General features: G+C 44.9%; 21 protein-coding genes and 1 pseudogene. 10 read left to right on the top strand and 12 right to left on the bottom strand.

Annotated features, from left to right (window positions below):
- Positions 1-112 precede the first annotated feature (112 nt).
- From QT987_RS05280 to QT987_RS05270, 3 genes and pseudogenes are all read right to left on the bottom strand, one after another.
- The gene (locus QT987_RS05280) at positions 113-532 is read right to left on the bottom strand and encodes a hypothetical protein (RefSeq protein ID WP_333208127.1); all 420 of its coding nucleotides are present in this window, start codon (positions 530-532) and stop codon (positions 113-115) included.
- An 849-nt stretch (positions 533-1381) separates the two neighbouring features.
- Positions 1382-1961, bottom strand: a pseudogene (locus tag QT987_RS05275) (hypothetical protein); the annotation flags it as partial.
- 150 nt (positions 1962-2111) lie between these two features.
- Entirely contained in the window at positions 2112-4982 is a 2871-nt protein-coding gene (locus QT987_RS05270; RefSeq protein WP_333237925.1) for a diguanylate cyclase, read from the bottom strand.
- A gap of 515 nt (positions 4983-5497) precedes the next feature.
- On the opposite strand from QT987_RS05270, the gene QT987_RS05265 reads away from it, so the two are divergent.
- The 5 genes from QT987_RS05265 to QT987_RS05245 all read left to right on the top strand — a co-directional run bounded on the left by QT987_RS05265 (position 5498) and on the right by QT987_RS05245 (position 11189).
- Positions 5498-6181: a methyltransferase domain-containing protein gene (locus QT987_RS05265; protein ID WP_333237923.1), complete on the top strand. Its 684-nt coding sequence runs from the start codon at positions 5498-5500 to the stop codon at positions 6179-6181.
- Positions 6182-6506: 325 nt separating this feature from the next.
- A complete protein-coding gene (locus tag QT987_RS05260; protein ID WP_333237921.1) occupies positions 6507-7052 on the top strand; it encodes an RNA 2'-phosphotransferase in 546 nt (181 codons plus the stop codon).
- A 71-nt stretch (positions 7053-7123) separates the two neighbouring features.
- Entirely contained in the window at positions 7124-8332 is a 1209-nt protein-coding gene (locus tag QT987_RS05255) for an AAA family ATPase (RefSeq protein ID WP_333237919.1), read from the top strand.
- Positions 8333-8658: 326 nt separating this feature from the next.
- On the top strand, positions 8659-10869 hold the full coding sequence (locus QT987_RS05250; RefSeq protein ID WP_333237914.1) for a PAS domain S-box protein: 2211 nt from the start codon (positions 8659-8661) through the stop codon (positions 10867-10869).
- Between the two features lie 26 nt (positions 10870-10895).
- The gene (locus tag QT987_RS05245) at positions 10896-11189 is read left to right on the top strand and encodes a TIGR03792 family protein (RefSeq protein ID WP_333237912.1); all 294 of its coding nucleotides are present in this window, start codon (positions 10896-10898) and stop codon (positions 11187-11189) included.
- A gap of 237 nt (positions 11190-11426) precedes the next feature.
- On the opposite strand, the gene QT987_RS05240 is transcribed toward QT987_RS05245, so the two are convergent.
- The 5 genes from QT987_RS05240 to QT987_RS05220 form a co-directional block, all read right to left on the bottom strand.
- On the bottom strand, positions 11427-11639 hold the full coding sequence (locus tag QT987_RS05240; RefSeq protein WP_106147613.1) for a hypothetical protein: 213 nt from the start codon (positions 11637-11639) through the stop codon (positions 11427-11429).
- The gene (locus tag QT987_RS05235; protein WP_194011534.1) at positions 11623-11898 is read right to left on the bottom strand and encodes a BrnT family toxin; all 276 of its coding nucleotides are present in this window, start codon (positions 11896-11898) and stop codon (positions 11623-11625) included. Before QT987_RS05235 ends, QT987_RS05240 begins: the two co-directional genes overlap by 17 nt.
- A gap of 122 nt (positions 11899-12020) precedes the next feature.
- The gene (locus tag QT987_RS05230; RefSeq protein WP_333237909.1) at positions 12021-12287 is read right to left on the bottom strand and encodes a hypothetical protein; all 267 of its coding nucleotides are present in this window, start codon (positions 12285-12287) and stop codon (positions 12021-12023) included.
- 255 nt (positions 12288-12542) lie between these two features.
- Positions 12543-13541 carry a tetratricopeptide repeat protein gene (locus QT987_RS05225; RefSeq protein WP_333237907.1) on the bottom strand — a complete coding sequence of 333 codons (999 nt, stop codon included), beginning with the start codon at positions 13539-13541 and terminating at the stop codon, positions 12543-12545.
- A 221-nt stretch (positions 13542-13762) separates the two neighbouring features.
- Positions 13763-14086, bottom strand: coding sequence for a hypothetical protein (locus QT987_RS05220; protein ID WP_333237904.1), 324 nt, complete (start codon positions 14084-14086; stop codon positions 13763-13765).
- Positions 14087-14225: 139 nt separating this feature from the next.
- On the opposite strand from QT987_RS05220, the gene QT987_RS05215 reads away from it, so the two are divergent.
- A complete protein-coding gene (locus QT987_RS05215; protein WP_333237902.1) occupies positions 14226-15626 on the top strand; it encodes an NB-ARC domain-containing protein in 1401 nt (466 codons plus the stop codon).
- Between the two features lie 5 nt (positions 15627-15631).
- Here the strand turns inward: QT987_RS05215 and QT987_RS05210 are convergent, their stop codons facing one another.
- Both QT987_RS05210 and QT987_RS05205 read right to left on the bottom strand, forming a co-directional pair.
- Positions 15632-15958 carry a hypothetical protein gene (locus QT987_RS05210; RefSeq protein WP_333237900.1) on the bottom strand — a complete coding sequence of 109 codons (327 nt, stop codon included), beginning with the start codon at positions 15956-15958 and terminating at the stop codon, positions 15632-15634.
- Complete coding sequence (locus tag QT987_RS05205; RefSeq protein WP_333237898.1) at positions 15955-16335, bottom strand: hypothetical protein; 381 nt, start codon at positions 16333-16335, stop codon at positions 15955-15957. Before QT987_RS05205 ends, QT987_RS05210 begins: the two co-directional genes overlap by 4 nt.
- A 115-nt stretch (positions 16336-16450) precedes the next feature.
- Between QT987_RS05205 and QT987_RS05200 the strand changes: the two genes are divergently transcribed.
- Entirely contained in the window at positions 16451-16927 is a 477-nt protein-coding gene (locus QT987_RS05200; protein WP_333237896.1) for a type II toxin-antitoxin system antitoxin SocA domain-containing protein, read from the top strand.
- A complete protein-coding gene (locus QT987_RS05195; RefSeq protein WP_333237893.1) occupies positions 16908-17351 on the top strand; it encodes a hypothetical protein in 444 nt (147 codons plus the stop codon). The genes QT987_RS05200 and QT987_RS05195 overlap by 20 nt, the downstream gene beginning before the upstream one ends.
- Before the next feature lie 210 nt (positions 17352-17561).
- On the opposite strand, the gene QT987_RS05190 is transcribed toward QT987_RS05195, so the two are convergent.
- Positions 17562-17696 carry a hypothetical protein gene (locus QT987_RS05190; protein WP_333237890.1) on the bottom strand — a complete coding sequence of 45 codons (135 nt, stop codon included), beginning with the start codon at positions 17694-17696 and terminating at the stop codon, positions 17562-17564.
- A 124-nt stretch (positions 17697-17820) separates the two neighbouring features.
- Positions 17821-18003 (bottom strand): hypothetical protein, encoded by a 183-nt coding sequence (locus QT987_RS05185; protein WP_333237888.1) that lies wholly within the window; start codon positions 18001-18003, stop codon positions 17821-17823.
- A 144-nt stretch (positions 18004-18147) separates the two neighbouring features.
- On the opposite strand from QT987_RS05185, the gene QT987_RS05180 reads away from it, so the two are divergent.
- Together QT987_RS05180 and QT987_RS05175 are read left to right on the top strand one after the other, a co-directional pair.
- On the top strand, positions 18148-18984 hold the full coding sequence (locus tag QT987_RS05180; protein WP_333237886.1) for a hypothetical protein: 837 nt from the start codon (positions 18148-18150) through the stop codon (positions 18982-18984).
- 533 nt (positions 18985-19517) lie between these two features.
- Positions 19518-21620 (top strand): M3 family metallopeptidase, encoded by a 2103-nt coding sequence (locus QT987_RS05175; protein ID WP_333237883.1) that lies wholly within the window; start codon positions 19518-19520, stop codon positions 21618-21620.
- Positions 21621-21707: the final 87 nt, after the last annotated feature.

The following is a 21707-nucleotide window of genomic DNA, read 5'->3' as shown; positions in this document are numbered from 1 at the left end:
TATCCTTTCTCTTCGCTGTGCTTATCTCAACGGTCAACTTTCAATTTGATGTATTTGCCAAAGTGAGATGCACCCGAAATCGGTTCCCTAGCTCTTCCTGGGAAGCAGTTATTTATGGTTTACTTGAAAGGGCGCGATCGCGTAAATAAACCCAAAATAAGCTCACCATAAATAAAACGCAAGAAACTTTCCAAACAAATAACCAGCAAGGATTCCACCACGCGCCCGTTTGTACTTCGACAATATCTGAGCCACCAAACAAGAAAAAAATTAGGGTAGTAATCAGGCGATTAATTCTGGTTATTCCTGATGTCTTATTGGCATTAAGAGCGAAACCAATAGCAAAGCAAAACCAGAGCAATGCTTCAATGTAATTTCCATTTACATTGATTTTATCTAATAATTTAGATTGTGCTTCAGCTTGTTCTAAAGAAGCCGTATTTGACATGAGATGCCATAAATAAGCACCACCTATTCCGAGAAAAATCAAGAGAATTGTTAGTCTTATTACAGCACCTTTTGTGAAATTCATAAATTAATTTTTATGGTGGGTAAGGTGGTGACTATCGGGAGCATCTCATATAGCAATCCTCGCATCAGTTTCAATAACTGGTTAACTTCCAAGCTCTGCCTGGGAACCGATGTAAGCAAGGCTCTGCCTCGGCCCAGACTATGGACGCAGAGCCTCCGGATATGCGTTACCAGGCTCTTCCTGGTAACGAGTATAATCATTTAGGATTGCTATATTTGTAAAAACACTTCTTCTGGCTGCTTCCTTCTGACTCTTTCCTCCTGCCTCCTGGCTCCTAACTCCAATTTCTAGCTGGGCTGCTTTCATTGAGATGCTCCCATCACGATGCCTAATCGGTTGGGAAATCAAAGTTAAAGAGGAGAATTATGAGACTTCTCGAACAATTTTAATTCTTGTGGGAAGGTGGTTTTAGGCATCCTGCAGGCCCTTGACTTACTTTTTTTGCAAAAGTCTATTGAAAAGTTGAAGCCCCAGTGTTCCCCGATTTCAGGGGAACAGCGCTGCGGGCGCAATTTTCCCGATCCGGTTGGGTAAACTGAAGCTTAATGGTGGGCGAGAAGTTTTTTCGGACGTTCGGATCTTTTTCCGATATTTTACGTCTACCAGCGAAGAGACCCGATTGCCTAGCTGTCGGTAAGCTGGCATGAACAGAGCCCACCTTCGATCCGAGGGTGGGCTTCTTCTTGATGTTATTAACCGTTTGTGGGCGATCGGTGGTTGGTACATTCCACCCTTGGAAGTGGCACACTGCGGGAACGTTTATCGGTGTTTCATGGGTTAAGGCTGTTGTCAATATAGCGGTTTTCAGTGGAGTAAAGTATAGATGATCGGGTAGGGAAACGGCTGATCCTAACTGTGGCGCGGGGTTCTGTGACTTTTAACAATTGGTATCACTGAGGTTTGCACGGAAAACTCCTCTGGATCGATTCCCCAATTTACCCAGCGAATTGCCTCTTTAGCCGTTAGCGAAGCCCTCGAAGAGGATCGCACATCAGGCGGCACTCGCAAAGCGTGAATGAATCCCGTACTCGGACAAGTCATTTTTAACAAATAAACAGGATTTGCATTATTCACCCGATCAAAATCATCGTCAAACTCGATGCTTAATAAAGTGTATTCCTGCCAACTATCTAATTCTGTCACCGCGAATTCTTGAATTATGCGATCGTAAGTAATTCCCTGAATTAACCCGCGCCGAATTTCTGCATTCTGTTCCTTCAACACCCACTTAGGATCGCGAATTAAATAACTTACAATTTTAATTGTTATTGTGGAAGTTATTTAATTCTCATTCCTTAGACTGCGACTGGTGCGGGTGCAGGCTACCTTACCATTCGGGTAAAATCACGCCGTGATAGGCGTAAATCGAAACACCGTCGGCAAATTGTACCGCTGGTTTTCCTTCGGCGTGCAAGCGGTGGTTGCTGTCATGGCACGACCTCCTTTAACTATATTTATAGCAATTTGAATTCACCAAAGTTTGCCAGCACATTGGTATGGTGTGTCTGATCCAAAAAAAGATATTTAAATCGAAACGATAGATTTCTGACGCACCATACAAGTTGATTTAACTATTATATTATCCTTGAAATGTGGCAACCGAAACCCGATCGCGCCCTGCTTCTTTCGCCCGATAAAGTGACTCATCGGCCATCGCAATTAGCTCCCCCGGCTGCGACTTCGCCCCCGGAATGCAGCAAGCTACACCCAAACTCAGCGTCACATATTCGCTGACAGCAGACTTATCGTGAGCTATGTGCAAACCCCGCACCTGTTGTGCGATCATTTCAGCTACGGAAGTGGCACCTTCAATATCGGTATTCGGCAAAACCACTACAAATTCTTCTCCACCGTAACGCGCTACTAAATCTGCAGCTCGCTTTACCGAATGCTGGATCACCGCTGCCACTTGCCGCAAACATTCATCCCCCGCTTGGTGCCCATAAGTGTCGTTGAAAAGTTTGAAATAATCAATGTCGCACATAATTAATGACAGCGGTGCTTCTTCCCTCGCCAAACGCCGCCATTCCGTATCGAGGTATTCATTAAAAGAGTGGCGGTTTCTTACCTCAGTCAAACTGTCGTAATTGGCCAAATACTGCAAGGCTCGATTCACTGTTTCTAACTGCTGTTTCTGCTGCTGCAACTGACGGTTGAGCTCCGCCAACTGCTGTTCGGCTGAGTGCGATCGCAACAAATTTCTCACCCTTGCGAGCAATTCCCTCTCGTCAAAAGGCTTTGAAATGTAATCGTCAGCACCCGCATCCAAACTTTCGATCCGAGCGTCCATCCCCGATCGCGCTGTCAAAAAGATTACCGGAGTAGATTTCAATTCTGGGGTGTTCCGAATCTCCTTGAGCAAATCCAGTCCGTTTTGTCGGGGCATGATTTGGTCGCTCACAATCAAATTTGGCTGCAAACTTTTGGCTTTTTCTAAACCTTCAACCCCGTCCCTCGCCACAGCGACTCGATAGTACGGAGTTAATAAAGTTTGGAGGTAAGCCAGCAGAAAATTGTTGTCTTCTACTACCAGCAACAGCGGTAATTCTCTGCTGTCACTTGTTAATTGTTCTAGATAATTTTTGTCGTCAAAACTGTTAGGTTCCGGCAGCGTGGCCTGGGGTGTGGCCGCCCGGATATTTCCCGAACCCCACTCTCCAGAGCCGAATCCAGTCAGTCCAGCCAATTGGGCGATCGCACTCACCAACTGATTCGCTTCCACCGGCTTCGACAAATGCCTCTGAAACCCCGCCTCCAGCGCTTCGGCCGAATCTTGTTCCTCAATCCCTCCCGTCAGCGCCACGGCCGGCAGCAGTTCCCTGTGCTCGGACATTTCCATGGCTCTGATGCGGCGGATTAAATCGCAGCCGTCGGCTCCCGATACCGTCATATCGCTGACCAACACGTCGGGGCGCGACTGTTGCAACTCCGCCATCGCTTCGGCGGCGCTACCCACCGCTGTTACCTTGGCTCCAAATGCTTCGAGGCCAGTTTTGAGAAATTGCCGGATCTCGGCGCTACTTTCCACCACCAGGACTTGCTTTCCCGCTAGGGGTTTGGAAACCGATCCGGGTCTGCTTTCCCTTTGGGCGATCGCAGCAGTGCGATCGTCGGGTGCATTTTTGTTGGCGCCCGGTAGCAGTACCCCAAAGGTCGCCCCCTCACCGAGACCGGGACTCGAAGCCCAAACACTTCCCCCGTGCAGTTCCACCAACTGTCGCACAATTGAGAGTCCGAGCCCAAGCCGATTTTGTTCCTTGTTCTGGAAGTTGTCTGCAGGGCGGAAGTAGTCAAAGATGTGCGGCAGAAATTTGGGGTCGATGCCGCAACCGCTGTCGCTGACCCGAATCAACACGCCCGACTCAGTAGGCTCGATCCGCACTTGAACTGGGTATGGTGTGGATTCTGGGGTGAATTTGATGGCGTTGGCCAGGAGGTTCCAGACTACTTGCTGCAAGCGTTCTGCATCCGCCAAAACGTAGCTGACGGCGGGGTCGAAATGTTTTTCTACGCGGAGGTTTTTAGCATCGGCGGTGGGACGGAGGGTGTCGATCGCAGATTCTATGATAGACGGGAGGTGAACTTGGCCGATGTTCAGGCACACTTTCCCCCGCAGCAACCGCGAGAGGTCGAGGAGATTGTCTATTTGCCTGTTTTGTAATTTGGCGTTGCGCTCGATGATTTCCAAAGCGCGGGTGGTGGTGGCTTCGTTTAAATTGCGCGATCGAGCTAGCTGCGCCCATCCCAAAATCGCGCTCAGGGGCGATCGCAGTTCGTGGGAGGCGATCGCCAGAAATTCGTCTTTTGCCCGGTTGGCTTCGGCTTGGGCTGCTTCCACGGCTTTGCGATCGGTGATGTCGAATCCGATCGCCAAATACTGACAGGGTTTTCCCTTACAGTCCAACAGTGGAACTACTGCTGCGTACACCCAATAATCACTTTCATTCTTGGCTTTATTCTTAATGTCTCCTTGCCAAACTTCACCTTTGGCAACAGTTGATAGCAGATTTTTGATTATTTCCGAAGATTTATATTCCGAATGGAGGATGCCGAAGTGGCAGCCGATTAGTTCGGCTTGCGAATAGTTGGAGATGGAGCAAACTCGTTCGCTGACATAGTTGATAATTCCTCGCGCGTCAGTCCTCAGCGCCAGTGTCGATCGGTCGATCGCTCTTTTAAAATCTAAACATTCTTGTAGCGACCAATCTAGTTCTTTTGTCGTAGAAATTTGACCGAGCCGATCGGACGCGTTTTGTTGCTGGCGATCGGGCTTATCCTTACTCCGTTGTTGGATTTCCATTGCTTCTATTTTCCCCTGACGGCTGACACCTAATCTACTCGCATCCTGATTCATTATCACAATTTTCTTTCCCGCACCGGCGGGTGTAATATTTTGTATCTCTTCATCTTCCTGACAAATTGGCAGGCACCACATCCACTCGGGAGTCACCTTAATTTTTGTTGATAGTTGGCTAAAGTTTGTCAATCTGAGGACTGATTTTTCATATCTAGCCGATCTTCGGCTGCCGGCTCATTCCTTTTTATCTGGTATCTTTTATATTTTACTAAGGGGAATCACTGATAATTTTATGGTGTGGATCACACACCGACAGTTGCATTCTTGTTTGAAACGGGTATCATAACCGTCAACTTTTTGCTCACAATTACTCCTAGTATCTGGCACAAAGTCTCGTCTTCGGCAGGCTTTCGCGTCTGTGGCATTCTGCCTCATCTGCACTGAAGGAGATATATGTGCAGGGCTAGACAGTTCCCAAATCACGGGCGGGTTTGGGCGCACAAAGTCCCTGTCTGGCGATCGTCCATAACTTCTTTTAAATTATTTTCTTCAACATCTTGACAGGTCTGTATATTTTTTGTATTATCAAATGTAATATGCCTTCAGAGAAGAGAACCGCCAAACTGGCTTGACGCACTCAACTATTAACAATTTGAGGAAAATCGTCTGTGAATTTAGACGCTGTACGCGAGCAATTTGAACAAAGAGCCTTTGATTATGACCGCTTAACTCCTCGCCTCATTCCGCGCTATCGCGAGCAACACGATGTAATATTGCAGTTAATCCCTTCTGAAACGAATGGTAACATAAAAGTTCTGGATTTAGGCGCGGGAACTGGCATACTGTCGGCTCTGAGTATGCAAGCATTGCCTCAAGCAAAAGTCCTCGCCTTTGACATCGCCCAAAATATGCTGAAAATTTGCCAAACTAACTTGTCCGCTTTCGGAGAACGGCTGACCTTGCAGCAAGGAAATTTCGCCGAAGATGATTTCGGCAGCGGTTACGATGTGGTAGTTTCTGGGTTGGCAATCCACCACCTCGACAGCGCAGGTAAACAACAGCTATTTCACAAAATTTTCCACTCCATGAATCCAGGGGGAATCTTGCTAATTCGAGATATTGTGACAGGTGCTACTCCCCGGCTGACTGAGCAATACGAACAGTTGTGGCGGCAGTACATGAAAGCTAACGGAGAAGACGATGCAGCCTGGTTTCAAAAATATTTAGAAGAAGATATTCCCTCCTCTGTGGAAGAGCAGACAAAGTGGCTTGCAGAAGCTGGTTTTGCCGACGTAGGATGTCACTGGCGCTATCTAAATTTTGCTATTTTTGGCGGAGTTATCCCAAGGTAGAAAGCGTTCGACAACATGCAGATTTTTTTGATAATTATCAAAAAATAAAGCTCGTAAAAGTCGCACACTGAAAACTTTTTAATCCCCGGACGCCTAACCTAATTTTGTAGGTTGTTAAAAGCCACTTTTACCCTATAATTCGCGCGTAAAATCCTTCATTTTTTGCGATATGAATAAGTTTCAAAAAACCTGTAGGGGCGGGTTCAATCAAGCGCTCTCTGGCAGTGCCAACAGATTCAATAAACCCGCCCCCACCCCCACAATATAACCCGCTAGTGACATTTGGCAAAATGTGATTTAAAAGCTCAATAAATAAAGTAAAATCATGAGCGATTCTCGCTTAGTAAAAATTAGCAAATACCTGAGCAGACATTTGCGACACGCTCCTGATCGCATCGGCATTCAACTCGCTCCAGGCGGCTGGGTTCCTGTTAGCGAACTCCTCGCTGCGTGCCAAAAAAATAACTTCCCTGTTCAGCTTGCAGAACTCAAGGAAGTAGTCGCGGAAAACGACAAGCAGCGCTTTTCATTTGACTCCACAGGCACTCTAATTCGTGCCAACCAAGGGCACAGCGTAGAGGTTGACTTGCAGTTAGAACCCGCTGTTCCCCCGGCTATTTTATACCACGGAACAGGTAGCACTGCTGTCGAGTCTATTCTCAGTCAAGGAATGAGGAAAATGTCACGGCATCATGTTCATTTGTCGGTGAATATCCAGACGGCGCGCCAAGTAGGTGCAAGACATGGCATCCCGGCAGTCTTTACTGTAGATGCCGCAGCCATGCAACGCGACGGTCATACATTTTACTTCTCGGAAAACAAAGTGTGGTTAGTAGATTTTGTGCCGCCAGCTTATCTCAAAATAACTTGATAATTTTCCTTCTTTTTGTAGAATGTGTGCCACAAAAAATGTAAAATAAGAGTAAGTAGGACTTTGGCAAAATGAGTGCAGAAGATATGGGCGATCGCGAAAACAATTTTTATCAAAACAATTCTAAAAATAGAGGTCTGCTAGGCTCTGGTTGGCGACCTTTTTACCGTCAATTTGATTGGGAATATCTGGTACATTTAGCGTCTAGCGACCCCCAAGAACTAGCTCAAAAAACTTTAGGGGCAGCTAGCGACATTGCCGACGCAATGGGACGACACCAATATACTTGGTGGGCAAATATTTTAAATGTATTTTCGGAAAATACTCGCTACGAAATGGATGAATTTTGGGATTACATTACTCCGCAGCCAGTTTACCCGGATTACCGCTACAAAGACGTTTTAGTTACCGAAACGCCGGTGGTGCAATTGGTCAGCCGCGCTAGCATTCCCATCGACTACGTTCTCAACAAACTCCAAGAGATTACTGTTTTCAAAGTTCTCGATTTGCTAGGGAAACCGGATGCAATTACCCAGTCTTTTATGGAGCGACATTTTTCTTATCCCCCGGAGCGATTTGTTAGCTGGGAACGCTTAGAAGTTTTGGGTACTGTTTATGCTTCTTGGGCCCGATTCGGCTGCTGGGTACAAATTGACAGCTACGACAGGGGAAGACGCTGCTACACTCTGATTTGCCAAGATATTGCGCCGCTCGTTAGCAAGGCAACTTATAATTTAGCGGTGATTCTGGGCGGGTACAAAAGCCGCGTCGGACAGGTTCACAGCCAGTTCCCAATTCGCACGTTTTCTGCGGAGGTTCAAAGTTTTACCGATACAGTTCAGCAGGCAATTCTAGATCAAAATCAGTTGGCTGTTTTGGTTAGTGGCGAACCGGGAACGGGCAAAACTGCTTGGACGCAAGCGGTAGCAAAGGAAATTTTAGTGCCGCTGGGTTATGTGATTTTTATCTTAGACCACGATGCTGTGGAAAATTTTGTGCCACCGAGTTATTTGGAGCGGATTTGTATTATTATCAATGAGGCTGATAATTTGGCTCAAGATCGATCGACTGCAGAGGCACAACGCACTAACAAAACTGAACATATTTTGAGTTTGCTGGATGGCACTTTGTATCAAAGCGTTATCGACGAAAACGGCATTCAATTTCAGCAAAAACTCGTAGTTTTGATGACTTGTAACACGACGGAAAGATTAGATCCTGCAATGTTACGGAAAGGGAGAGTGGATTTTACCAGTGAATTTACGCACAAATTTGTTTGAGCGCTATCTTGGATTATCAAGCTATCTGGCGATCGCACTGGCTACACGATCTCATAGTCGGGGGACAAAACAGAGCACTCCAGTCCCCTCCGACTATTCCGGCGGCGCCAGCGTGATATATGCCTAATGGTCAAACAGCAGTCGGGCACTAGATTTGCTCTTAAGTTGACACTAATGCCTATAGACATATCCCCATCAAAAATGATATCAATGATGGGTGATACCCTCTAAGGGTATCGTCCGAGAGAGCAAATCAGGGAAAAACAGCATTTTTGGTCTCAAACAGAATTTTTCAAACTTGACAGCTATGGAGGAAATCCCAAACCGTGCAAACTAAGCCAGTTCAGCAAAAAAGTCAGGGACTGGGAAGGTACGTTGACGGGACTTTCCCGATCGCCCAACAACCCGCAGAGGCAACCGTGTCGGAGAGTAAAGACAGATTTCGGCGGTTTGTGGAGCGCTCCGCCGAGGCCGTGGCAATGGTAGATTGTGAAATGCGCTATCTGTCGGTTTCTCGTCGCTGGGAAACAGATTGCGGGTTGGGCGACGGCGAGGCGATCGGCCGATCTCATTGGGAACTGTTCCCGAATCTCCCGGAATATTGGGAGCAAAATGCCCAGGCTTGTTTGACGGGAGTTTTGGAATACAGCGAGTTTGTGGCAGGGCGATCGATCGCATCTGTATCAGGAAAAATCGCAAGCGGCTCTGTTAGCGAGCCGGTAAGATGGGTATTTCAACCTTGGAAAAATAACGAAGGTGCGATCGGCGGTTTGATTTTGTTTGCATCTAAGATAGGTGAGGCTTCCGCTCAAACCAATTGCTATAATAAATTTCAGTCCGAGGTCAAAAGTAAGCAGTTAGAAACAATACCGCAACTAACTCAAATTGCCCTCGAAAATGCTGCTGATACAATCTTTTTTAGTACCTCCGACGGTCAAATTTGCTACGCGAACAAAGCCGCTTGCCATCTTTTTGGCTACTCGGAATCGGAACTGCTAAACATGAGGGTTAGCGACATCGATTCGCAGTTGCCAGCATCGGATTGGCGAGAACACTGGGCTCTTCTCAAGCAGCAAAACAACCTCACTTTTGAAACCAGTTACAAAACCAAAGAGGGCGCCAGTTTTTCCGTCGAAGTTAAAGTCAATTATTTAGTATACGGCGGCTGCGAATACCGCTGCGCGATCGCCCGCGACATTTCCGCTCGCCTCGCAGCAGAATCAGCGCTCGTAGAGGCAAAAGAGCAACTTCAAGCAGTTTTGGACGCGGTGCCGGGATTAGTTTCTTGGGTAAGTTCCGATTTGCGTTATTTGGGAGTAAACCGACATTTAGCTAGCGCTTACAAAATGCCAGCCGAACTATTTTTCGGTCAAAAAGTAGGTTTTTTAGAGACAAGTCCCAAATTTAACGATTTAGTATACGATTTCTTTGCAAACCATAAAAAGAAAACATCTCAAGAAGTAACAGCGAGCATCAGAGGAGAAAATAAAACTTATCTAATAGTGGCTCAAAAATACCATAATAATACGGCGGCGGTATTTGTGGGATTGGATATTACAGACAGCAAACAGTCTCTTTTAGCTTTGCAAGAATCCGAAGAACGCCTGCGACAACAAGCGGCAAAATTAGAGCAGACGCTGTTAATTTTGCAGCAAACTCAAACTCAACTGATTCAAACAGAAAAGATGTCATCTCTGGGGCAGTTGGTAGCAGGAATAGCCCACGAAATTAACAATCCAGTTAGTTTTATTTCTGGCAATGTCAGCCACGCCACTGGCTACATTCAAGAACTGCTGCGAACGATCGAGCTTTACCAAAAGTATTATCCCCATCCCGTGCGGGAAATTCAAGATTTGATAGAAGAATTAGACTTAGACTTCATCAAAAAAGACTTGCCAAAACTGCTAAATTCCATGAAAGTCGGTTCGGAAAGGATTCGCGATGTCGTGCGATCGCTCCGCTTGTTCTCGCGTACCGACGAAGCCCAAATGAAGCCGGCTGATATCCACGAAGGTTTGGATAGCACTGTGCTGATTTTGCAAAATCGCCTGCAAGCTAAAGGGGGACGGCCAGGAATTTCTCTAGTTAAAGAGTACGGAGATTTGCCACGAGTTCACTGCTATGCGGGACACTTAAACCAAGTGTTCATGCACTTGTTGACAAATGCGATCGACGCTTTGGAAGAAGGGGGGAGAAATGCCGAAAAGTATGGTAAAATTCAAAATCAGTCTTACTTAGCTTCAGCCAAGTCGAAATCTGAAATATTCAATCCCGAAATTCGGATTCGGACTTCCGTGGTAGGGGAAAACGAAGTTGCGATCGCCATTAGTGACAACGGCCCTGGCATGACTGAAGAAGTCCTCGACTGCATCTTTGATCCTTTGTTTACCACTAAATGTTCAGACACGAGCACTGGTTTGGGTCTAGCAATCTCCCAGCATTTAGTAGTAGAAAAGCACGGCGGTAAGTTGCACTGTGTTTCGCGTCCGGGAGAGGGAACGGAGTTGATAATTAAAATTGCGATCGGCAACGATTAATTAGGTATTTACAAATAGGACATAAGATGGTAATTGAGTGGCTCAAATTTAAAGTACCTCCCGAAAAGTTGGAGGCATTTATTGAGCGAGATGAAGAAGTTTGGACGGCAGGATTGAGAAGTTTACCCGGTTTTTTGGGCAAGGAAACTTGGGTAGATCCGGTACAAAATGAGGTGGTGATACTGATTCGCTGGCAAACTAGAGAATTGTGGAAGTCGGTGTTGCAAAGCACCATAGATGAGCTGGATGCCCAAATGGGTGAGTTGCAAATGCCGATCGCCGAAAGTCGCGAATATCAAGTTAGCAAGTTTTTGCATTAGTTAGTCAGCAGTCAGTTGCTCGTGTTAATTTTTGAAAGATTAATCATGAGTTTTACCTTGATTGCACCGCAGACATCGATTTGGTATTTGGTGGGAGGGGCGATCGCAACTCGTGCAATCATCGCAGTGTTTGGTATTTGGTGTGAAGGGCGATCGCACCACCCCTTGCTTTCCACCTATGCAACCACAGATAACCTGGAAACTTTCGGATCTGATTTGTTGTGCTCTGTGCGCTACCTAGACAGTGACAGACTTGGCAATTTTTGCCAGCAATCGCAACGCTTCATTGACAGAAGCTGAGTCTCGAAATATTTCTGCTACGTCTGGATCGAGAATCACAACATTACTTGATTTCATATAGGCTTCATAGTATTTGCCACGGACACCACCTGAAAAATCGTATTCAGGTCTCATCTCGTCATTAATTGTTACTTCAGGTTCCTGACTCATAGCTTTTTCTCTCTTGTCGGGTGGCTAAACGGGCGCTGATTAAACGCACTTCACCTTCTCGTTCTGTATGGGACACAACAAAAAGGCGCTGTAAATTTGACTGACCGATCGTTAAAAGACGGAACTCACCTACAGAGTGGTTAGGGTCAGAAATTGTAATAGCTAGTGGATCTCCGAAGACAGTGACAGCTTCTTCAAAAGACACACCATGCTTTTTGGCATTACTAATCGCTTTGTTTGAGTCCCACTGAAACTTCATAGATCTATTCTACTCTCAAGCAGAAGAGGGAGGTTGGCAATTGCCTAGCTTACTGCTCTATTTTACTATTTAGGGCAAAATGGCGAAAATCAAAAATGTCAATGTGACTAACTTCTAGGAACTCATAGACGAGGAGGGATGTTGAACTGCTGCTGTAGCGCTGTCATGGCTCTCTCGGCCCGAATACCTTCACCTCGCTCGAAGCTTTCGAGTCCTTTGCGGATACCGATGATGGCTTCGAGGTAGTCGATACGCTCTAGCAGTTGTTCGTAGGTATTAAGTTGGGGGTTTGGAGTGGATTTTAGCGATCGTACCAAACTGAGAAGATCCGCAAGCAGTTCGTCAGGGGTGCTATCGATTTCTTGGATGAGGAGTTCTTTGATGGTCATCGCGGCATCTCACGAGGATTGATACTTTGATTGTAACGGCGATCGCACTTCGTACAATCATCGTAGTGTTTGGTATTTGGTGTGAGGGGCGATCGATCTTGATGCGTGATGGGCGATCGCTAAGAGTGCAATCATTGCATTACACCGCTGCGTGTTGATAACCAACGCTCTAAAGATTTATGACTTTCGCCACGCAAGCCGACTTGCTAACGCCCAATGCTATCAATTCGCTCTATCAATAAAAATCTTTGACCATTAAGCATTGGCTAATTCCTTCTCAATCTTTGCGATCAGCTCTACTTCGTTCAGGTATTCAGTGTAATCTCCTTGTTGAATGTAGAGTACAGCAGCTTGCTGGAAGTCTCCAATTGATCCCTGCTTGTCCCCTAGCTGATAGCGACGAACTCCTCGTAAATCATAAGCTTCAGCGTTATTGGGATTTAGTCGAAGATATTGAGTGAGATCATTGACCGCTCCCTGTTTATCTCCCAAATTATAAAGTTGATCGCTTCGGACATAATAGGCATTAGCATGATTAGGATCTAATTCAATGGTGTGAGTTAAATCTACAATTGATCCCTGCAAGTCTCCCGATTTATAACGGACTGTTGCCCGAACAAAGTACACTTCTACCTTATATTCTGGATTCATCTGGATACATTTAGTGAAGTCGGCTATTGCTTCTTGCGTATTGCCCAATATTCCGTAACATTTACCTCGATTCAAGTAAACAGATGAATGATTTGGTCCTAGCTCAATAGCTTTAGTTAAATCAGCAATCGCACGCTGATAATCTTTGACTTTTAAACGACTAGCACCTCGCTGTCCGTAGGCAAGTGCCGAGTTAGGATCTAGTTTTATTGCTTGGTTACAGTCTTCAATAATAGCACCGGGCAGATCGTCCAAGCGATCTCGACAAGTAGCTCGAAGAGCATAAGCGTAGGAACCACTATTGAGTTCGATAGCTTGATTTAAATCGCTTATTGCGCCTAGCCAATCTTTCATTAGATAGCGAGTAAGACCTCTCTTCGTGTAAGCATCAGCAGCATAACTGGTACCTAGATTAATTGCTTGAGAGTAATCATTAAAGGCTCCTTGGTTATCTCCTAGTTCCTTACAGACAAAACCTCGCACATAATAAGCATCTGCGGAATAAGGATTTAACTGAATATACTGGTTAAAATACTTAAACGCGCCGTGATAATCTTTTGCGTTAAACCTTTCAATACCTTGGCTATATATATCAGCACTCATAATAAGTTTTCTTCTTTTTTTTTTGGATATGTTAATTGGGATAATTTAGATTATAGCAGTTGTAATTCTTTAGTCATTATGACATAAATTCACTTTCATATACTTTGTATTTGGTGATATTTAAATATCAACTCGATACTAAACGCTGATGAAAGTTGGGTTTCCTTGCGTCAACCCAACCTACAGGAGAGGAGCGATCGCACTACAACAGCCGCATTGCACTACAGCATTCCTTTCTCTCTGAGAAACGCCAAAGCAGTCCCAACGACTTCATTTTGTCCAAAACGACTGCGATCAGAATCAGTAGAATGATAGTCACGGATATTACCTTGGCTATCGAACTCTACTAAAAAGTGAGGATAGTCATCATTAGCCTTGTATTTGCCCGCCTCGCGGATCATCAGAGCGCCCTTATTTGTAACTTTTGCTTCCATACCATCACCCGCAGGTTCCCATGTACTCATTATTTTGTCCTCCGTTAGAAATTTAGACTTGAATATATCTCCCATCATTATCTTAGAAATAAAAGCTTTGTCTAGTCCCAAAATGTCTTATTTTGCCAACAAATTTTTACCTAATTTCAATCTCTTCAATCTAACTTTGTACTAAAATATTTCAAAATATACTAAAATGTATAAAACTGTGCTATGATTGCATCTAACTAACCAGATAAATATTAAAAAAATGTTAAAATTAGCTGATGATATAGTATTTGCTAAAACAGGTCAGCACCTTGATGATTTACAAGAAGCGGTAATGCGTGGAACTCTACAACACGAGACATATAAGCAAATAGCCAAGGACTTTGACTGTTCTGAAAGTCGTGTTAGGAATGCGGCTTCAGAACTATGGCAAATATTCTCAAAAGAGTTAGGAGAAAAGGTTAGTAAAACGAATTTTCGATCGGCAATGGAGAGGTTCCAAGTCTCTAATGTTTCAAACTTTGCACAAAACGTCAGCGAGCAACACATCAGTGGTAGTTTTAACACCTGTGGAGAAGCTAGACACCCACCAGAACAAAGAAACTCAAATCAATTAAATGACGAAAAATCTAACTCAAAACAAACCAAAACTCTACATCAAGATTTAAGCGAAATGCCGGAGTTGGGTAATTTCTTTGATCGCACCCCCTCTCTTAACACCCTCACAACCTGGATTCTACAACAAAACTGTCGCCTCATCACCATCACCGGTATCAGCGGAATCGGCAAAACATCCCTAGCAGTACAACTCGTACAACAAATCAAAGACGAGTTTGAATACGCAGCTTGGTACACACTAGACGAATTTCCCACCATAGATAAATTTCAATCTAACCTAATACAGCTTTTTTCCCAGTCAGAAAAACAAGATTCATCCCCAACAAACCAGAAACGCTTACCGCTGATTAAATATTTACAAAACCATCGCTGTTTAGTAGTCTTAGATGACATTCACAACCTTTTCTGTAGCGGCGAATTGGCAGGAAAATATCAACCAAAATACGAAGAATATCGCTCCCTATTCAAACAAATAGAAAAATTATCCCATCAAAGTTGCTTGCTGCTAGTCGGTTGGGAACCGCCGAAAGAAGTTCCTCAACTCACCAGCGAAAATACTCCCATTCATACCTTACAACTCACTGGTTTAGACACCGCAGCCACCGGAGAAATACTCAGAGATAAAGGATTAACAGAAATCGAAAACTGCGAAGCACTCATTCACCGCTACCAAGGCAACCCCTTCTGGTTAAAAAGCGTGGCGACTTTGATTCAAGAGTTGGGAATCGGCGCCAGTGAGTTATTAATAGATGATACCATATTGTTACCCGAAGATTTGAAAGATGTTTTACAGCAGCAGTACGATCGCACTTCCGAACTAGAAAAACAAGTCCTGTCCTTGTTGGCGACAGAAAACCAGCCAGTCAACTTCGCCAAATTGCTACAAAACGGACAAATATCATCATCCGATTTGCTAAACGCATTGCAATCTCTATCGCGGCGCTGCTTGCTCGAAAAACAGGAAAGTCTTTACACTTTGCCACCTGTACTGAAGCAGTATATCAAAACTAGACGATCGCACTTAACAAACATCGACAGTGAATAAACATTTCAAACAACACCGCTTGTCAACTCTTGTTTTCTCAAATTCGGCAACAATGCCAAAACATCCAAATACCACCACCAACGCTGAGGTGTAATCTCCTCAAATTTGCGCTTCTGCATTAAATCCACAAATCTCGACAACTCCTCATAAAACTCCCTTGCTTGTTCAACTAACCGTCGATCTGCATTTGCTAATAAACCTTTCTCTTCCTCACTCAGTTGAGATTCAACTTTTGCCAACTCATCTCTAAGTTGCAACATTTCTAAATGTTCAGCCCCACTCACATCAGGAAATTCAACCATTACACAATAGTTTTTTACCAAAATATTCATAACAAATCCTTCACTAAACCTACATAAATAAACATTGAATTAGCCAGGTAGCTTTCCGGTTCCTTTGGAGGAAAAGCCGTTTCTAAAACTCCATCCAAGCCCATCATTACCAGCCATATTGTGTTATTTACACTGCTGGTAACGGTCGGATAAAACGTTTCTCCGTAGACATACACATAAACTTTAGCATCAGCATCCCTGACAATTAAACTGATAACTCCATTATATTCTTCAAGGGTCGCATCCGGCCCTAAATGACCTAAATTAATCCTTTTGAGTAAATGAGGCATTGCTTTTCCAGGTTTCCAGAGAATTCCGTCTCTCACCCGCTCAATTGCTTGCACAATCTCTAATTGCCTACCTTCATCAAAAATCAACTTTAACCTTGCCTGAAAAAAAAGTTAACTGCAAACAAACATATTATAACCTATAATAGTTAACTGTTAACAGTCTGTGCTATCATAGAATACAAAACTTATTGAGTCGAGTTATATGACCACAATAACTACAGTCACAACAGCCTCAAAACTCGCTGATTACTACATCTGGTTCGCGAATGATGTAGGCTCCTATCTCAGCAACCACAAGCTACAAAAACTCTTGTACTACGCCCAAGCATGGTATTTAGCATTTGAGGATACACCGCTGTTTGATGAAGATTTTGAAGCTTGGATGCACGGGCCGACTATCCCGGCTTTATTTTATGAATACAAAGAACAATTTGGCTGGAAGCCAATTCTGAAAGAAGTCGAAAAACCCGAGTTTCCCGAAGAAGTACAAGAGTTTTTAGACGAATTATCCGATGATTACCTCTTTCGGGATGCCTATGAGTTAGAATTGATGGTGCGCCGTGAAGATCCTTGGATTAATGCTAGAGGTGAGTTGCCAAGAGATGAACCTTCTCATGCTATTATTACGAAGGAATCAATGAAAAAATTTTACAAAACCCGTGTCATCGAAGAAGCATAAAAAAAGACAAGATACAGACATTCGCAGTCAGCCATCTTCAGCAAGGAGAGAGGTTGTCAAGATCCAAATTCCCGAAGGAATTAGTTTTTCTTTCAGGTATTATCAGGATGATAAAGATAAGTTTTCCATTGGCGGGAGAGATGCTAAGTATCTAGCATCTCTATTGAGAAGGCTGCGCGATTTGTCCCAATTGAACGCTCAAGAAGTTATCAATAATCAGAGTAAAAGTTTGCGATGTCATGGTATAGTTTGGAAAAATACAACTGAGCCTAATGGCTTTGGGATTCCCAATGAAGCTGCGCTAGTAAATGTTCCCTACCAGTTTCAAATATCTGCTAATGAATACGGCAGGGTGCATGGCTTTTTTAGTGAAAATGTTTTTTATATTGTCTGGCTAGACCCAGACCACAATCTTTACAGTTGAAATTATAATAAATTTTGAAAAAAACACAATATTCCACATTCCCGACAACTTCGGCGAAGTTGGAAATCTAAAAAAAGAGCGTTACTCATCAGTCATTTTCAGGACTTACGCATCAAAACAAAAGAAACGGGGTTTTTCATCGAATCTGTGGCTGCGACAAAATATTCTCGCAAAAAACCCGGTTTCTGGGCCCCCGTGCGTAAGTCCTGTTTAAGAAAATTTAGCAGAGAGAGCTGAAATAAAATTAACGCTTAAAAAGCCTACGCCTAGTACGAGAATGATAAAGATGGCGATACTGAAAATAGACTTTAGCCGATCGCCAATTCCGGGTTTTTCTGAGTTCATTGGTCAATTTTTGCAGTAAATTTGAGAGGCGCAATTCAGAAAAAGTAAATTATACCAATAAGCGAACAAAAATGCAACTCCAGACACGCTCCAAATCCCGATCGCCCTGAGTAAGTCGCATTTTTTAATTTTTAATCTCAAATCTAAAATCTAAAATAGTCTTAGGCATTGTTTGGTTGGGCACAGCAGCCGCGAAAGTCGATCGCCCAAACCCGATGGCGCTAACTCCTGTAAAATAGAGGGCGCGTTGGGGCGAACCTTTTAACAGCCGGAATTGGGCGCGATCGCCACAGGCTCCCAAATACATAATAATATGGCAGTCATCCTTAACTTACTCACAAAGGTAAAAATAGAAGAGTGCCAAGAAATAATCTAAAACATATAACTGAAAAAAGGATAGAAATCGATGCTCCACCCAGTCTCGCAACCTTACCCACAACGAGCAAATACTATGACCCAAAGAGCCGTGCGGAAGCCAAAACCCTCTGTTGCAAACCACTTGAGACCAAGTTTTCCTCAAAGGCACTGGCTGGAGCTGGCAGAGTACGCCTCTCTGGCGGCCTCTGGTGTGGGTTCCCTGGCGGTGGCAGTGTCGGGTCAAGCTTTTTACGGGGTGGCTCCCCTAACTTTGGCTTTGTCGCTGAATGTTGCTAACCGGTATCGGTTCGAGCAGCAAGTGCGGGTGCATCAAAATTCGGAAATGGCCCAAGTCCAAAAGTCTGTCAATAAAGTCGAAAAAACGGCGGTGACGGTAATTGTTAAATTACGCAGGCAGTTGTCAGCAGATATTGCAGCGCTGCGCCAGCAAATGGCTGCACTGCCTAGGCATGAGGCTTTTGAGGAGTCGATCGATATTCAGCGGCAGTTACTAAGTTTAGGAGAGTCGGTAGCTTCTTTGCAAGAAATCGTGGCGTCTGCTGTGCTCGATGTCCGCCAGCAGGTGAGCGAACAAGTGCAAGATTTATCGGTTGGCCAACGGGCGAATCTCCAAGCTGTGGAACAGGCTATAGAGCAACTGCAAAGTGCGACGCAAGGCTTGGCAGAAACTTCTATCAGCCGAGACGACTGGGAAGTAGTAAATACTCGATTTTTGGAAATCCAGAAAGTCATGGCCAATTTGCAAAGCCAACTGCTAGCTCCCGCACACCAATCGAGTGCGGATTTGTCGATTGTCCAAGCTCAAATCCACCGTTTGGAACACGAGCAGCAAGAAGTTGTCAAACCTCACCTCAAACGCTTAATCTCAGTTGTCAAGGAGTTGCAGCACACACCAGATAACCGTCAGTAGTCATTAGTCAGCAGTCATTAGTCATCAGTCAGAAGGAATACTTTTCCCATCGGACACGCTGGACACTCTCCGACTCTGTGACTCACGCCCGATCGAGTCCTACTTTTTCGACAACTGTGTTAAAAGATTAAAAGCTAATCTGTCTAGTTCACCAACAAAATGAGTCTGAAGCCCCGTCCTTCGCTTGACGGCTTTGTGTTAGAACATTTAGAAAGGCAAGTAAGAACAACCATCTACGTGTTGAAACAATCTCAAAAGGTGTAACTCCTGATTTAGCTCGCCTCGACTCGATCGTAGTCTGGTTAAACAAGCAATAGTGAATTGTTGAGCGTACCTAACTGGCTTGGTGATGGACTCTGAAAGTATAAAAAGACAAAAGTAAGCGCAATTGCAATACTTCTGGTATTAGTAGTTGTTTTGAGCGTGTAGAGGCGATTTGTCAGCGCCTTTAAGACTCAAATTGTGGTCTTAAGAATCTTCGTGGCTTTAGCCCGGAGAGTGTCAACTGTTTTCAACCTGTTACAAGAAAAATCATGACTGCAACCGTAACTATTGCTGATAACCCGTTACTAATCGGTCAAGGATTGCCCCCATTTGACGCGATCGAACCACAACACGTAGTCCCCGCCATCACCCAACTGCTGACCGAACTAGAAGCCTCGCTAGCTGCCTTAGAAGCCTCTGTAGAGCAGACTTGGAGCGGCTTAGTAGAACCATTGCAGCGACTCGGAGAGCGTTTAAATTGGAGCTGGAGCATTGTCGGACATTTGATGGGTGTGAAAAATAGCCCGGAACTGCGATCGGCTCACGAAACAGTGCAGCCGGAAGTAGTAAAATTTTGGAGCAAGCTCAGTCAAAGCAAACCGCTTTATGAAGCTTTTAAAGCACTGCGGGCTAGTGAAAATTGGGACAGGTTAGAGTCAGCTCAAAAGCGAATTGTCGAAGCCGCTCTCCGAGACGCCCAACTCTCCGGCGTCGGTTTAGAAGGCGAGGAAAAAGATCGTTTTAATGCCATTCAATTAGAATTAGCCGAAATTACTACCCAATTTTCCAATCACGTCCTCGACGCTACCAAAGCATTCAGCATCACCCTCACAAACAAAGACGAAATTGACGGTTTGCCGCCGAGTTTGTTGAGTTTAGCAGCTCAAGCCGCTCGCAGCGCCGGCGAAGAAAATGCGGATGCCGAAAACGGCCCTTGGCGGATTACTTTAGACTTTCCGAGTTACGGCCCTTTCATGCAGCACAGCACCCGCGGCGACTTGCGCGAAAAGTTGTACAAAGCTTTTATCGGCAGAGCAAGTAGCGGAGAATTGAATAACTGGCCGTTGACCGATCGCATTTTAGCTTTGCGCCAGGAAAAAGCTGCTTTGCTGGGGTTTAGCAGTTATGCCGAATTGAGCTTGGCGAGCAAAATGGCTCCCGACGTGACAGCAGTGGAAGCTTTGTTAGAAGAATTGCGCTTAGCTAGTTATGATGCTGCTGTCAAAGATTTAGAAGAATTGAAAGCTTTTGCTGCCGAAAAAGGCGCGGCGGAATCTGGGGATTTAAAGCACTGGGATATTGGTTTTTGGTCGGAACGGCGCCGAGAAGAAAAGTTTGCTTTTAGTGCCGAAGAATTGCGACCTTATTTTGCTTTACCACAGGTATTAGAGGGGTTATTTGGATTAGTAAAGCGGCTGTTTGGCGTGACAGTAACTGCGGCGGACGGTCAAACTCCTGTGTGGCACAAAGATGTGCGCTATTTCCAAATAGATGATGAAGCAGGAAATACGATCGCCAATTTCTATTTAGACCCCTACAGCCGCCCCGAAGAAAAGCGCGGCGGTGCTTGGATGGACGAGTGCGTGGTGCGCGCTAAATTTGTCGAAGCGGGAAAAACAACCACGCGGTTGCCGGTGGCTTATTTGGTGTGCAACCAAAGTCCTCCGGTTGACGGCAAACCGAGTTTAATGACTTTCTTGGAAGTCGAAACTTTGTTTCACGAATTCGGTCACGGTTTGCAGCATATGCTGACAACGGTAGACTATCCGGGGGCTTCTGGCATCAATAATGTTGAGTGGGATGCGGTGGAATTGCCCAGTCAATTTATGGAAAATTGGTGTTACGATCGCGCGACTTTGTTCGGGATGGCAAAGCATTACGAAACCGGGGAAACTTTGCCGGAACACTACTACCAAAAACTGCTAGCAGCGCGCCACTACATGAGTGGCACCGTCATGCTCAGGCAAGTACATTTTAGCAGCGTTGATATCGAATTGCACCACCGCTATCGATCGGGCGGCAGCGAAACTGTGGCCGATGTCCGCAACCGTATCGCTAAAACTACGACTGTTTTGCCTCCTCTGGAAGAAGACGCATTTTTGTGCGCTTTCGGACACATTTTTGCGGGTGGCTATGCGGCGGGGTATTACAGTTATAAATGGGCGGAAGTGCTCAGCGCTGATGCTTTTGCGGCGTTTGAGGAAGCGGGTTTGGAAGATGAAAGTGCGATCGCCTCTACAGGTAAGCGCTTCCGAGATACAGTGTTAGGATTGGGCGGCAGTTTGCACCCGATGGAAGTGTTTAAAACTTTCCGGGGACGCGAACCGAGCACTAAAGCTTTGTTGAGACACAGCGGTTTAGTTGCTGCTTAATCTGGCTTAATCTAATCTGGAATAATTGGGGATTAATGCGGGTGAATTTCTTTGCATTAATCCCTGTTTTTTTGTTGAAGAAGATTT

This window comes from Microcoleus sp. SVA1B4 (assembly GCF_036700545.1).
In the GTDB taxonomy this organism is placed as follows: domain Bacteria; phylum Cyanobacteriota; class Cyanobacteriia; order Cyanobacteriales; family Microcoleaceae; genus Microcoleus.
The sequence above is the reverse complement of the archived record's forward strand: the minus strand, read 5'-3'. Positions and strand labels throughout refer to the sequence as shown.

What these genes read in the sequence shown, in the direction of transcription:
- QT987_RS05280 (WP_333208127.1), bottom strand. Translation starts at nt 532, where the DNA reads ATGAATTTCACAAAAGGTGCTGTAATAAGACTAACAATTCTCTTGATT.
- QT987_RS05260 (WP_333237921.1), top strand. Translation starts at nt 6,507, where the DNA reads ATGAGCGATTCTCGCTTAGTAAAAATTAGCAAATACCTGAGCAGACAT.
- QT987_RS05255 (WP_333237919.1), top strand. Translation starts at nt 7,124, where the DNA reads ATGAGTGCAGAAGATATGGGCGATCGCGAAAACAATTTTTATCAAAAC.
- QT987_RS05245 (WP_333237912.1), top strand. Translation starts at nt 10,896, where the DNA reads ATGGTAATTGAGTGGCTCAAATTTAAAGTACCTCCCGAAAAGTTGGAG.
- QT987_RS05240 (WP_106147613.1), bottom strand. Translation starts at nt 11,639, where the DNA reads ATGAGTCAGGAACCTGAAGTAACAATTAATGACGAGATGAGACCTGAA.
- QT987_RS05235 (WP_194011534.1), bottom strand. Translation starts at nt 11,898, where the DNA reads ATGAAGTTTCAGTGGGACTCAAACAAAGCGATTAGTAATGCCAAAAAG.
- QT987_RS05230 (WP_333237909.1), bottom strand. Translation starts at nt 12,287, where the DNA reads ATGACCATCAAAGAACTCCTCATCCAAGAAATCGATAGCACCCCTGAC.
- QT987_RS05225 (WP_333237907.1), bottom strand. Translation starts at nt 13,541, where the DNA reads ATGAGTGCTGATATATATAGCCAAGGTATTGAAAGGTTTAACGCAAAA.
- QT987_RS05215 (WP_333237902.1), top strand. Translation starts at nt 14,226, where the DNA reads ATGTTAAAATTAGCTGATGATATAGTATTTGCTAAAACAGGTCAGCAC.
- QT987_RS05210 (WP_333237900.1), bottom strand. Translation starts at nt 15,958, where the DNA reads ATGAATATTTTGGTAAAAAACTATTGTGTAATGGTTGAATTTCCTGAT.
- QT987_RS05200 (WP_333237896.1), top strand. Translation starts at nt 16,451, where the DNA reads ATGACCACAATAACTACAGTCACAACAGCCTCAAAACTCGCTGATTAC.
- QT987_RS05190 (WP_333237890.1), bottom strand. Translation starts at nt 17,696, where the DNA reads ATGAACTCAGAAAAACCCGGAATTGGCGATCGGCTAAAGTCTATTTTC.
- QT987_RS05185 (WP_333237888.1), bottom strand. Translation starts at nt 18,003, where the DNA reads ATGTATTTGGGAGCCTGTGGCGATCGCGCCCAATTCCGGCTGTTAAAA.
- QT987_RS05180 (WP_333237886.1), top strand. Translation starts at nt 18,148, where the DNA reads ATGACCCAAAGAGCCGTGCGGAAGCCAAAACCCTCTGTTGCAAACCAC.
- QT987_RS05175 (WP_333237883.1), top strand. Translation starts at nt 19,518, where the DNA reads ATGACTGCAACCGTAACTATTGCTGATAACCCGTTACTAATCGGTCAA.